We start from the raw sequence: 13124 nt of genomic DNA, 5'->3' as shown, positions 1-13124 counted from the left end.
GACGTCTATCGTATCGGTTGGGGAGTGCCGGCGCGTTTGGCTTCGCGTTGCGCACTCAAATTCGGTCGGTGGCGGTGATCGCACCGGCGCCGGCGCGGTCGCGGAACCAGGCGCGCGCCAGGTTCGAGTCGCGCTCGATGGCGGCCGTCAGGGTGGGCAGGTCCACGTATTTTTCCTCGTCGCGCAGCTTGTGCAGGAATTCCACCCGCACCTGGCGGCCGTAGCAGCCCTGGTTGAAGTCGAACACGTGCACTTCCAGCAGTACGCGGCCGCTGTCGTCCACCGTAGGGCGCACGCCCAGGCTGGCCACGGCCGGCAGCGGGGCGTCGGCCAGGCCGTGCACCTGGACGATGAAGATGCCGGCCAGGGCGGGGCGGTGCGGCACCCGCAGGTTCAGGGTGGGGAAGCCCAGCGTGCGGCCCAGTTTCTGGCCGTGGATCACATGGCCGGAGATGGCGTACGGGTGGCCCAGCAGCTGCTCTGCGTGCACGAAGTCGCCGGCGGCCAGCGCGGCCCGCACGGCCGAGGAGGAAATGCGGGTCTGGCCGTTCATCACGGTGGGCAGGGTCTCGACCTGGAAGCCGTAGTGGCGGCCCGCTTCGTGCAGCATGGCGACGTTGCCGGCGCGCCGGGCGCCGTAGCAGAAGTCGTCGCCCACCATCAGCCATTTCACGTGCAGGCCCTCGACCAGCACTTTTTCCGTGAATTCCTGGGGCGCGAGGGCCGCGAAGTGTTCCGAGAAGTGCTCGACGATGACGCGGTCGATGCCGTTGTTGTCCAGCGACTGCAACTTGTCGCGCAGGTTGGCGATGCGCGGCGGGGCCTTGGACAGGTCGCCGGCGCGCTGGGCGAAGAATTCGCGCGGGTGGGGCTCGAACGTCATCACGGCCGCTTCCAGGCCGAGCCGGTCCGCCGCCGTCCGCACGTGCGCCAGCAGGGCCTGGTGGCCCAGGTGGACGCCGTCAAAGTTGCCGATGGTCAACGCGCACGGCGCGCGCGCCGCTGCATTGGGGAGACCGCGAAATACCTTCATGGGATGTGGGCAAAAACTGTCGCTAAATGGAGGATTATACGGACTGTTTGGACTATGCACAGCCGGAAGGGGCGCGGCGGCCCGATTTCGGCCCCGTAAACGTAAAAAAGCGCGGGGAAACCGCGCTTTTTAGAGGTCGGGGTCGAAAACCGGCCCCGCCCGGCCACCTTACATCGGGTGGTTGATCTGCAGCGTCCAGTAGCGGGCCAGGTCGGCGGCACCGTCCGTGCCCTTGACCGTCTTGAGCGTGGCCAGGGCAGCCGCCTTCTTGCCGGCCTGGGCCTGGGCGATGCCCAGGTGCAGTTTCAGCTCTTCAGGGTGCTTGGCTTCGTCCATCTTGGCTGCCTTGGTCATCAGTTCCAGGCCCTTGTCGGCCTTGCCGGCCGTGACCATGCCAAAGCCCAGGTTGCTCAAGCCATCGGCATCCTTGTTCTTGGTCAGTTCCGCTTCCTGGGCGGCGGCCGTCTTTTCGCTGTCGGCAGCCGTCTTGACGGCCAGGTCCTTCAGGCGCTGGTGGCGCGGCGCGTCGGAACCGACACCCAACGCACCCTTCTTGTAACCCTGGTCGATCACTTTCAGGGCTTCGGCCGGGTTGCCGGCCTGCAGGGCCAGCTGGCTCATTTCCATGTATTCGCCGGGCTTGGCCAGCAGGCCGTTGGCCAGGCGCAGGCGCTGCACGTCCAGCGACAGGGTGCCCGAGAAGCCAGGCTTGCCCGACACGCGGTTCAGCAGGTCGGCCCAGTAGCTGGTCTTGGGATAGGAGCCGGCCAGTTTTTCCAGGGTCTGCACGTAGCCGGCCTTGTCGTTCTGTTTCAGCTGGATGTTGGCCAGCATCTGCAGCGAGCCTTCGCTGTTGGCGTGCGACGATTGCAGTTCCTTGGCCGCTTCGGCGTACTTGCCGCTGATGTAGTAGGTCTGCACCAGCAGTTCGCGCATCTGTGGATTGTCGCCGTCTTTGAGCGAGCGCTGGATCCAGATGATGGCTTTCGGGTAGTCCTTGGCGCGGTAGTAGATACCGGCCAGGGCCTGGGTGAATTTGGGGGCTTCGGCAGGCGACAGCTTGCCGGAATTGATGACAGCTTCGAAGGCCTTGGCGGCGGCGTCGTTGTCGCCGGCGGCAGCCGCGGCCGAGGCGCGGGTGCGCTCGATCATGTAGATTTCGTTGGGGCTCTTGCCGCCCACGGCGTCGGCTTCCTTCAGCTTGGCCAGCGCTTCCTTGTTCTTACCTGCCTGTGCCAGTTTCTGCGCTTCCTGCAGAGGCTTGCCGATTTCAGCACGCACCGCGTCGGCAGCGTAGGCGACCGGGCTCAGACCCACCAGGGGAGCGGCGGCGTTAAAACCGATGGCGGCCATTACCAGGCCGAGATGAGCGAGACGAAACTTGGTCATGGGGAAGATATCTTTCATCAAAATGCGAAATAGGCAGGACTATCCTGCCTATCGTTCGTTAGGGGAACGTACTGCAGAAGTCATTTCAAAAAGCCCATGGCGTCGTTGTGGCGCCTTGCCGTGCAGGCGCACTGTCTTCGGCACCACGCCTCGCCATGTTCATTTTGAAACAACTTCTTATTGGAACTGTTCGTTGCCGACCAGGCCAATCTTGGTCACGCCCAGACGCTGGGCCGAAGCCATCACGCCTGCCACAACCTTGTACGACACCAGCTTGTTGGGACGCAGGTGCACTTCCGGCTGGTCGGCTTGCGCCGCCACATCCATCAGTTTCGCTTCCAGGGAGTGACGGTCCGGAATGACCGCATTGTCCCACAGAATCGTCCCGTCGAAGTCCACGTCGATGGTGACCACGACCGGTTCCTTGGTCGGTGGCGGCGGAGTGCCGACCGGCATGTTCAAGTTCACCGAGTGGTTAGCCTTAGGAATCGTGATGATCATCATGATAATCAGCACCAGCATCACGTCGATGAGGGGCGTCATATTCATTTCCATCATTGGTTCCGGATCCGCGCCCTTGGCGCCGCCCGAACCGACATTCATACTCATGGTGTTTCCTTTTAAGAAGGGGGCTGGATCCGCCCCGGCGCGATGCGGCCGTCCGGGGCGGGCAGGGCGTTAACCCTTATCAGGCGGTTCGGTGATGAAGCCGACCTTCTGGATACCAGCACGCTGGGTCGTGTAAATTACCTTGCCGATCGATTCGTAGCGCGTTTCCTGGTCGCCACGTACGTGTACTTCCGGCTGCGGCAGCTTGACTGCTTCCAGCTTCAGAAAATCGAACAACTCATTCGTGTCCTTCATTTTCTTCTGATTCCAGTAGATGTCGCCATCCTTGCTCACTACGATGTTGACATCTTCCGGCTTGGTCTGAATAACCTGGTTGGCTTCTTCTGGCAGCTTGATCTTGATCAGCTTCAGCACAACCGGGCTCGTGATCAGGAAGATAATCAGCAGAACCAACATGATGTCCACCAGGGGCGTCGTGTTGATTTCCGACATGACTTGATCTTCATCTCCGCTATCGGAGCCTACGGACATCGACATGATTTTTATCCGATCTTTTTAGCGCCGGCAGCACGGCCAGCTTCGCTGGTGGACATGGCGCCCGAGATCAGGACCGAGTGCACGTCGGCGCTGAAGGAACGCACGTCTTCCATGGCGGACTTGTTACGACGCACCAGCCAGTTGTAACCCAGCACGGCAGGAACGGCGACGAACAGACCGAAGGCGGTCATGATCAGCGCTTCACCGACGGGACCGGCCACTTTGTCGATCGAGGCGTTACCGGACATGCCGATGGCGATCAGTGCATTGTAAATACCCCACACGGTACCGAACAGACCGATGAACGGTGCGGTCGAACCGACGGTTGCCAGGAACGACAGGCCATCTTGCAGACGCGACTGGACTTTGTCCACGGCGCGCTGGATCGACATGGTGACCCAGGTCGACAGGTCGATCTGTTCCAGCAGGGCGCCGTCGTGGTGGGCGGTGGCCTTGGTGCCGGTTTCAGCGATGAAACGGAACGGCGAGCCGTCAACCAGGGCAGCGGAACCGGCAGCGATCGACGATGCTTTCCAGAACTTGGCCGAGGTTTCCTTCGACTGCTTGAAGATCTTCATCTGGTCGATCAGCTTGGTGATGATGATGTACCACGAACCCATGGACATCAGCGACAGGATGATCAGGGTGCCGCGCGACACGAAGCCGCCGTTCCACACCGCTTCGAAACCGTAGGGGTTTTCCACTTCTTCTTTGGTGACCTTGGCTGGAGCCGATGCTTCCGGAGCTGCTGCTGCCGCATCCGCTGCTGGTGCCGGCGCTGCTGCTGGAGCCGAAGCGGCTGCCGAAGCAGGCGCGTCTTCAGCCAGGGCTGGTGCGCTTACCAGGGCGGTAGCTGCGGTCACCGAAAACAGCACAGCGGCCAGTACAGCGGACAAACGGGTATTCTTAAACATGCTTCCTCCAAATTGATAAAATAATCAGATCGCTGAATGTGGGTTAACAACGAACTTCGGTGAGACTAGATTGCCTCGGTTTACTCCAGCGTCCAAACGTATTGCACTTGCGTCCACGACTGTTCTGGCTTGCCGTCGGTCATGCCTGGCTTGAATTTGCATTTGCTAATCCCCGCCACTGCCGCCTTGTCCAGCTCTCTGAAACCACTCGATTTCAGGACCTTGGATTCGAGTACATGACCATCAGTGCCAACCAGGAACTGTAAGGTCACGGTACCGGTTTCTTCGTTGCGCAGTGATGACTTAGGCCATTCTGGTTTTGCGCAAGCGTTGAAATCGTATACTGCTGGAATGTGCACCGACTTGGCCGGACCCGGAGGGGCTGCCGGCGGGGCCGGAGGCGCCTTCTGCAGATCATTCGTCGCCGGCTTCACATTGGTCGCGTTCGCGATCGTGTTCTGCACCGGTGGCGGTTGCTGCACGTTCACCTCAACTGGCGGGATGAAAGGCGGCGGTGGCGCTTTCATTTCCGGCGGTGGGGGCGGTGGTGGGAGCTCTTTCGGTGGAGGAGGTTTCACTTCCTCGATAATCTTGGTTTCAACCGGCTCGATCATCTTGCTGACCATCCGCTTGCCCAAGCCTGACACGATCCCGTAAGCGACCAGGATGTGCAGAAGAACAACAATGGTGATGCCTGTAAAGTTCTTCCCGGCGCTTTTCTCGTTGTGCGTGAAATTCATGCCTGCTTTCTCCAATACCAACTCTTTTTGTTGCTACTAAACCCCAAAATGGCGACACAAAACAACAGCCGCATCCGGGACGTCGGCGAATTATACATACGAATTCTTGATTTTACATAGAATTTTCAAGCCTAAAACCGGTTAAATTTCATGCGCTTAGCCCCTGTGGGCGGGGTTCTGTTGCGGTGCATCTGCACCGTTCTGGCACAAAAAGCAAGTAAATTCGGCACGTTTTTGATGCAAGATAATCGATAGCGTTACTATGTTTTCCGATATTGCATAACGCGGAATTTTATATTCCGATTTTGCTTTGTTTAGGTGGAAAATTTGGTGCTTTCTGTTGCTTCGATGAAACTTGTTCAGGGAGCTCTATACAGATTTCGCCAAAATAAATTTGACTTCCGCACCGCAGCATGCATTGCCGATTCAAACCGGGTTGAGGACGGCGCCCCCTGTTTAGAGAGCAGGCCGTCCGCCGGCTCAGCTGTTGCGGGCCCGCTTTTCCCGCTTGACTTCCAGCGAACTGACGATCTCGCCGCTGGGCGAGACCGTTTCCAGGTGGACGTCGAAGCCCCACAGCCGCGCCACATGCTTGAGCACTTCGTTCGCTTGCTGGTTCAGGGGCCGGCGCTGGAACTGGGTGTGGCGCAGGGTGAGGGCGCGGTCGTCGCGCGTGTTGACGGACCAGACCTGGATGTTGGGCTCGCGGTTGCCCAGGTTGTACTGCTCGGCCAGCTGCTGGCGCACATAGCGGTAGCCCAGGTCGTCATGGATGGCCGACACGGCCAGCTTTTCATTGTTGTCGTCGTCGAGCACGGCGAAGAAGTGGAACTCCCGTATCAGCTTGGGCGACAGGTACTGGGCGATGAAGCTTTCGTCCTTGAAATTGCGCATGGCGAAGTCCAGCGTCTTGCGCCAGTCGCTGCCGGCGATGTCGGGGAACCATTCCTTGTCCTCGGGCGTGGGATGCTCGCAGATGCGGCGGATGTCCGTCATCATGGCGAAGCCCAGGGCGTAGGGATTGATGCCGCTGTAATAAGGGCTGTTGACGGGCGGCTGGTAGACCACGTTGGTATGGCTCTTGAGAAACTCCATCATGAAACCGTCGCCCACCACGCCCTCGTCGTACAGCTGGTTGAGGATGGTGTAGTGCCAGAACGTGGCCCAGCCCTCGTTCATGACCTGGGTCTGGCGCTGCGGGTAGAAATACTGCGAGATCTTGCGCACGATGCGCACCATCTCGCGCTGCCACGGTTCCAGCAGGGGCGCGTACTTCTCGATGAAGTACAGCAGGTTCTCCTCCGGCTCGGGCGGGAAGCGGTGGCTGGTCTTGTCCACTTCCTCTTCCTCGCGGCGGGGCACGGTGCGCCACAGCTCGTTGATCTGGGACTGGACGTAGGCTTCCCGTTCCTTCTGGCGCGCGTATTCCTGGGCCATGGACAGCTTGGCCGGGCGCTTGTAGCGGTCCACTCCGTAGTTCTGGATGGCGTGGCAGGAATCGAGCAGCAATTCCACGGCGTCGATGCCGTGCCGCTGCTCGCACTCGGCGATGTAGTTCTTGGCGAACACCATATAGTCGACGATGGCGTCGGCGTCGGTCCAGGTGCGGAACAGATAGTTGCCTTTAAAGAAGGAGTTGTGGCCATAGGCCGCGTGCGCGATCACCAGCGCCTGCATGGTCAGGCTGTTTTCCTCCATTAAATAGGCGATGCAGGGGTTGGAATTGATGACGATCTCGTAGGCCAGGCCCATCTGGCCCCGCTTGTAGCCCTTTTCCGTGGCCAGGAAGTGCTTGCCGAACGACCAGTGGTTATAGGACACGGGCATGCCGACGGACGTGTAGGCGTCCATCATCTGCTCGGCCGTGATGATTTCCAGCTGGTTGGGGTAGGTGTCGAGCCCGAAATTTTCGGCCACGCGGCGGATTTCCTCGTGCGCCTGCTCGATCAGGTCGAACGTCCATTCCGATTGTTCCGGCAGGGCGTTCGGGTGGCGCGGCTTTTTCAGCATCTGGTTCATTATTTCGGCTGCTTCTTGAAGAGTTCACGGAACACCGGATAGATGTCGGCCGGCGTGACAATTTTCTGCATGGCGAAATTGGGATGGTGGTCGGGCACCTGGGCGTATTGTTCCCACAGGTTCTGCGGCGGCCCGTCCGTGATCTCGACATAGGTGTAGTACTGCACCTTGGGCATGATGGTGTTGATCAGCAGCTGGCGGCACAGCACGGAATCGTTGTCCCAGTTGTCGCCGTCCGAGGCCTGGGCCACGTAGCTGTTCCACTGGCCGCCGCCGTAGCGCTCGTCCATGATCTTGTTGAGCAGGTGCAGGGCCGACGACACCACCGTGCCGCCCGACTCGCGCGAGTGGAAGAATTCCTCTTCGTCCACCTCGGCCGCGGCCGTGTGGTGGCGGATGAAGACCACGTCGATCTTGTCATAGGCCCGCTTGAGGAACAGGTAGAGCAGGATGAAGAAGCGCTTGGCCGTATCCTTGCGCGTCTCGTCCATGGAGCCCGACACGTCCATGATGCAGAACATGACGGCCTGGGTCATGGGCTTGGGCACCTTGATGCGGTTGCTGTAGCGCAGGTCGAACGGGTCGATGTAGGGGATGGCCAGCAGGCGCGTGTGCAGGTGGTGGATCAGCTTTTTCAGTTCCACCACGCGCGGGTCTTCCAGCGGCGCCCCGGCCAGCAGCAATTCCTCGAGCTCCCGTTCGGCCTCGATCACCCGCTTGCGCGACGCGCCGCCCACGGCGATGCGCCGCCCCAGGGCGCCGCGCAGCGAGCGCAGCACGTGGATGTTGGACGGCGTGCCCGACACCGTGTAGCCGGCCCGCTGGTTCTTGAATTCCGTGGTGGCCGTCAACTGGGTCTTGATCATGTGCGGCAATTCCAGGTCTTCGAAGAAGTAGTTCATGAATTCTTCGCGCGACAGTTCGAAGATGAAGTCATCTTCGGTCAGCTGGTCGCTGTTGCCGGCCTTGCCCCGTCCGGCCCCGCCGCCGCCCTTGGGCCGGTTGATCAGGTCGCCCTTCTGGTATTCCTCGTTGCCGGGATTGATGGTTTCCCACACGCCGCCATGGGCGTGGCCGAACGACGGCTCGCCCACGTCCTTGACGGGGATCGAAACTTTTTCACCGTTCTCGATATCGGTGATGGAGCGGCCCTTGATGGCCCGTCCCACGGCATCCTTGATCTGGGCCTTGTAACGGCGCAAGAAACGCTCGCGGTTGACGGCAGACTTGTTCTTGCCTTGCAAACGACGGTCGATGAGGTAAGTCAAAAGATGCCTCCTGCTGCTAGTGGTGCGACGGTCGGGGCGGGGCGGGCACATGGCCCGTCCCGGCTAAGCCCACAACCGTCTTAAGACGACTTCCTCACGCGCAAGTACCATTCGCACAGCAGGCGCACCTGCTTGGCCGTGTAACCTTTTTCCACCATGCGCGCCACGAAGTCGGCATGCTTGTTGGCATCCTCGGCGCTGGCCTTGGCGTTGAAGGAAATCACGGGTAGCAGTTCCTCCGTGTTGGAGAACATTTTCTTCTCGATCACGGTGCGGAACTTCTCGTAACTGGTCCAGGCCGGATTCTTGCCGCCATTGTTGGCCCGGGCCCGCAAGCCGAAGTTGACGATTTCGTTGCGGAAATCCTTCGGATTGGAAATGCCGGCCGGCTTCTCGATCTTCTCGAGCTCGTTGTTGAGCGATTCGCGGTCGAAGCTTTCGCCCGTGTCCGGATCGCGGTATTCCTGGTCCTGGATCCAGAAGTCGGCGAACGTCACGTAACGGTCGAAGATGTTCTGGCCATACTCGGAATAGCTCTCCAGGTAGGCGGTCTGGATTTCCTTGCCGATGAATTCCACGTACTTCTGCGCCAGGTACTCCTTGATGTAGGAGAAGTATTTCTGCTCCGTTTCGGGCGGGAACTGTTCCCGCTCGACCTGCTGCTCGAGCACGTAGAGCAGGTGCACCGGGTTGGCCGCCACTTCCGTCGTGTCGAAGTTGAACACCTTGGACAGGATCTTGAACGCGAAGCGGGTCGACAGGCCGCTCATGCCTTCGTCCACCCCCGCGTAGTCCATGTATTCGTGGATGGACTTGGCCTTGGGATCGGTGTCCTTCAGGTTCTCGCCGTCGTATACCAGCATCTTGCTGAAGATGCTGGAGTTTTCCGGCTCCTTCAGACGCGACAGGATGGCGAACTGGGCCATCATCTTCATGGTGCCGGGCGCGCATGGCGCCTGGTACAGCGAGGAATTGGCCACCAGCTTGTCGTAGATCTTGATCTCGTCCGTCACGCGCAGGCAGTACGGCACCTTGACGATGTAGATACGGTCGAGGAAAGCTTCGTTGTTGCGGTTGTTCTTGAACGACTTCCACTCCGACTCGTTGGAGTGGGCCAGGATGATGCCGTCGAAGGGGATGGCGCCGAAGCCTTCCGTGCCCTTGTAGTTGCCTTCCTGGGTGGCCGTCAGCAAGGGGTGCAGCACCTTGATGGGGGCCTTGAACATTTCCACGAATTCCATCATGCCCTGGTTGGCCAGGCACAGGCCGCCCGAATAGCTGTAGGCGTCCGGATCGTCCTGGGCATAGTCTTCCAGCTTGCGGATGTCGACCTTGCCCACCAGCGAGGAAATGTCCTGGTTGTTCTCGTCGCCCGGCTCGGTCTTGGAGATGGCCACCTGTTTCAGCACCGACGGGTAGCGCTTGACGACGCGGAACTGGTTGATGTCGCCGTTGAACTCATGCAGGCGCTTGACGGCCCACGGGCTGGGGATGCTGCGCAGGTAGCGGCGCGGTATGCCGTAATCCTCTTCCAGGATGGTGCCGTCCTCTTCCTCGTTGAACAGGCCCAGCGGCGACTCGTTGACGGGCGACCCTTTCAGGCAATAGAAGGGCACATGTTCCATCAGGTACTTGAGCTTTTCCGCGATCGACGACTTGCCGCCGCCCACCGGACCGAGCAGGTACAGGATCTGCTTGCGCTCTTCCAGTCCCTGGGCCGCGTGGCGGAAGTAGGACACCACTTGCTCGATCACTTCCTCGGTGCCGTAGAACTCGCGGAACGCGGGGTAAATCTTGATGACCTTGTTGGCGAAGATGCGTGACAGCCGGGTATCGTTGCGGGTGTCGACCAGGGTCGGCTCGCCGATCGCGGCAAGCATGCGCTCGGGGGCGCTGGCGTAGGTCAGGCGGTCCTTCTTGCACAGGGCAAGATATTCCGACATCGACATTTCCTCTTCGCGAGTCCGTTCGTACCGTGCGGCGTAGTTGTCAAAAATGGTCATTTGAATGTCCTTTAATGTAAGCCTACAAGTCACTGTGTCGTCGGCAGTCGGTGTCGTGGTCTCTGCCTGGTCTTTAGTCTGTACTTACTCCTGATGGTTTTTGTTGTTGTTCTCGTCCGCTTCCCTGTGGCAGCCCGGATTGCCCGGACTTTGGAGCCGACGTTTATGGCCGCGCGCTCGATGGTGGGCGGCTTTTATGTTAGTCCTTCGTAACGCATCTTACGTCTATGAAATTTATCATTGCTCTATTGGTTCAGGAAGTCAAGAACTATGTCGTCGAATTCTTAACAATTCTTTATAGGCCTTTGATTTAAAAGAGAAAATCAGAACAATTTATTGTATTTTCAATGGATTTTCCGGCATTTTCCCGGCGCATGGATGCCACCTTATCACGCCTGCCGAGAGCGCGCATCAGGCACTGCAAAATGCGAAATCGAGGCGCAACAGCGGCGCTGGCCCACGTGCCTTGCACGCATGCGATAAGATGGCTGTACGACCACCGCGTCAGCCCTATCAGACCAAGGAAAAAACATGATGAACGACCAATTGCGCGCCGCACTGCAACAGATGCCCAAGGCCGAACTGCACATCCACATCGAAGGCTCGCTGGAGCCGGAACTGATCTTCGCGCTGGCCGCGCGCAACGGCGTGGCGCTGGCCTATCCGTCGGTGGAGGCGCTGCGCGCCGCCTATGCCTTCACCGATCTGCAATCGTTCCTCGACATCTACTACGCGGGCGCCAGCGTGCTGCTGCAGGAGCAGGATTTCTACGACATGACGGCCGCCTACCTGCAACGGGCCGCGGCCGACAACGTGCGCCACACGGAAATCTTCTTCGATCCGCAAACCCACACGGCGCGCGGCGTGCCCATGCAGAGCGTGATCGACGGCATCTACCGCGCCTGCCAGGACAGCCCCGTCAGCGCCACCCTGATCCTGTCGTTCCTGCGCCACCTGTCGGAGGAAGACGCCTTCGCCACGCTGGAGGCGGCGCTGCCGTTCCGCGACAAGTTCATCGGCATCGGCCTCGACTCGTCGGAAGTGGGCAACCCGCCCGAGAAGTTCGCCCGCGTGTTCGCCCGCTGCCGCGAGCTGGGCTTCCACCTGGTGGCCCATGCCGGCGAGGAAGGCCCGCCGGCCTACATCACGACGGCGCTCGACGTGCTGCACGTGGAACGCATCGACCACGGCGTGCGCTGCCTGGAGGACGCGGCCCTGACGGCGCGCCTGGCGCGCGAGCAGGTGGCGCTGACGGTATGCCCGCTGTCGAACGTCAAGCTGTGCGTGTTCGACCGCATGGAGCAGCACAACATGGTGCAGCTGCTGGACGCCGGCCTGATGGCCACCATCAACTCGGACGACCCGGCCTACTTCGGCGGCTACCTGAACGCCAACTTCCTGGCCACCTTCGAGGCGCTGCCGCTGGGCCTGTCGCACGCGCAGCGCCTGGCCCGCAACAGCTTCGCGGCCGCCTTCCTGCCGGCCGGGCGCAAGCAGCAGTACCTCGATGAGGTCGACGCCTTCTTCGCCGCGCTGTAACGGAGCCACCGCCCCATGCTGAGCCTGGCCCTGAAGATGACGGCGCGCGACTGGCGCGCCGGCCAGCTGCGTTTCCTGCTGGTGGCGCTGACGGTGGCCGTGGCGGCGCTGGCCGCCTCCGGCTTTTTCATCGACCGCCTGCGTACCGGCATGGAGCGCGACGCCCACCAGCTGCTGGGCGCGGACGTGGTCATCAACGCCGACTTGCCGGTGGACCCGGCCTGGCGCGCGGAAGCGCGGCGGCGCGGCCTGGTGCTGGCCGATACGGTCGGTTTCGCCAGCATGGCGCAAGCGGGCCAAGGCGAGCAGTCGCTGGCCCAGCTGGCCGCCCTGAAAGCGGTCGGCCCCGGCTATCCGCTACGGGGCCGGCTCAAGCTCAGCACGGACCCGGCCCAGGCCGAGCAGGCGCAGGGCCAGCCGGCCACGGGCACGCCGGCCAGCGGCATGGTGTGGATAGACCCCGGCCTGCTGGGCAGCTTGAACCTGCGCCTGGGCGGCACCTTGCACTTGGGCGAGCGCGATTTCACGGTGACCGCCCTCATCGCCGCCGAGCCCGACCGTGGCGCCGGTTTCGCCAGTTTCGCGCCGCGCGTGATGCTGGCCCTGTCCGACCTGGACGCCACCCATTTGATCCAGCCCGGCTCGCGCGTGACCTACCGCCTGCTGGTGGCCGCGCCCACGCCGGACCAGGCCGAGCTGGCCGCCGCCTACGGCCAGTGGCTGCAGGCGCAGATCCAGGCCGGCAACGTGAAAGGGGTGCGCATCGAGTCGCTCGAGACGGGGCGACCGGAAATGCGGGCCACGCTGGACCGGGCCGAACGTTTCCTGGCGCTGGTGGGCCTGCTGTCGGCCCTGCTGGCGGCCGTGGCCGTGGCGATGGCGGCGCGCCGCTTCATGCTGCGCCACCTGGACGCCTGCGCCATGCTGCGCTGCCTGGGCTTGACCCAGAACCAGGTGACGCTGTTGTACCTGACCGAATTCCTGCTGGTGGGCCTGGCCGGCAGCGCGCTGGGCGTGCTGGTGGGGTTCGCGGCCCATTACGCGCTGCTGCAGGCGCTGGGCAACCTGGTGGCCGTGGCGCTACCCGCGCCCACGGCCGCGCCCGCCCAGCA

At 61.4% G+C, this 13124-nt stretch carries 11 protein-coding genes; 2 read left to right on the top strand and 9 right to left on the bottom strand.

All coding sequences use genetic code 11. The features are described from left to right. Positions 1-55: 55 nt before the first annotated feature. The 9 genes from AC3WOS_RS18545 to AC3WOS_RS18505 form a co-directional block, all read right to left on the bottom strand. Positions 56-1033: a bifunctional riboflavin kinase/FAD synthetase gene (locus AC3WOS_RS18545; RefSeq protein ID WP_492717500.1), complete on the bottom strand. Its 978-nt coding sequence runs from the start codon at positions 1031-1033 to the stop codon at positions 56-58. A gap of 168 nt (positions 1034-1201) precedes the next feature. After that, positions 1202-2422 (bottom strand): tetratricopeptide repeat protein, encoded by a 1221-nt coding sequence (locus AC3WOS_RS18540; protein ID WP_492717499.1) that lies wholly within the window; start codon positions 2420-2422, stop codon positions 1202-1204. 177 nt (positions 2423-2599) lie between these two features. After that, the gene (locus AC3WOS_RS18535; RefSeq protein ID WP_182163516.1) at positions 2600-3031 is read right to left on the bottom strand and encodes an ExbD/TolR family protein; all 432 of its coding nucleotides are present in this window, start codon (positions 3029-3031) and stop codon (positions 2600-2602) included. Between the two features lie 69 nt (positions 3032-3100). Further along, positions 3101-3529 carry an ExbD/TolR family protein gene (locus tag AC3WOS_RS18530; RefSeq protein ID WP_492717498.1) on the bottom strand — a complete coding sequence of 143 codons (429 nt, stop codon included), beginning with the start codon at positions 3527-3529 and terminating at the stop codon, positions 3101-3103. A gap of 5 nt (positions 3530-3534) precedes the next feature. Further along, a complete protein-coding gene (locus AC3WOS_RS18525) occupies positions 3535-4443 on the bottom strand; it encodes a MotA/TolQ/ExbB proton channel family protein (RefSeq protein ID WP_492717497.1) in 909 nt (302 codons plus the stop codon). Between the two features lie 80 nt (positions 4444-4523). Next, complete coding sequence (locus AC3WOS_RS18520; protein WP_492717496.1) at positions 4524-5183, bottom strand: energy transducer TonB; 660 nt, start codon at positions 5181-5183, stop codon at positions 4524-4526. Between the two features lie 480 nt (positions 5184-5663). Continuing rightward, positions 5664-7202, bottom strand: coding sequence for a SpoVR family protein (locus AC3WOS_RS18515; RefSeq protein WP_492717495.1), 1539 nt, complete (start codon positions 7200-7202; stop codon positions 5664-5666). Then, the gene (locus tag AC3WOS_RS18510) at positions 7202-8470 is read right to left on the bottom strand and encodes a YeaH/YhbH family protein (RefSeq protein ID WP_492717494.1); all 1269 of its coding nucleotides are present in this window, start codon (positions 8468-8470) and stop codon (positions 7202-7204) included. Before AC3WOS_RS18510 ends, AC3WOS_RS18515 begins: the two co-directional genes overlap by 1 nt. 80 nt (positions 8471-8550) lie before the next feature. Beyond that, positions 8551-10473, bottom strand: coding sequence for a PrkA family serine protein kinase (locus AC3WOS_RS18505; RefSeq protein WP_492717493.1), 1923 nt, complete (start codon positions 10471-10473; stop codon positions 8551-8553). 531 nt (positions 10474-11004) lie between these two features. On the opposite strand from AC3WOS_RS18505, the gene AC3WOS_RS18500 reads away from it, so the two are divergent. Together AC3WOS_RS18500 and AC3WOS_RS18495 are read left to right on the top strand one after the other, a co-directional pair. After that, on the top strand, positions 11005-12012 hold the full coding sequence (locus tag AC3WOS_RS18500) for an adenosine deaminase (RefSeq protein ID WP_492717492.1): 1008 nt from the start codon (positions 11005-11007) through the stop codon (positions 12010-12012). 15 nt (positions 12013-12027) lie between these two features. After that, a partial coding sequence (locus tag AC3WOS_RS18495) for an ABC transporter permease (RefSeq protein WP_492717491.1) occupies positions 12028-13124 on the top strand: 1097 nt, incomplete at its 3' end.

This window comes from Rugamonas sp. FW305-51 (genome assembly GCF_058786935.1).
This window is presented reverse-complemented; position numbering and strand designations above follow the sequence as displayed.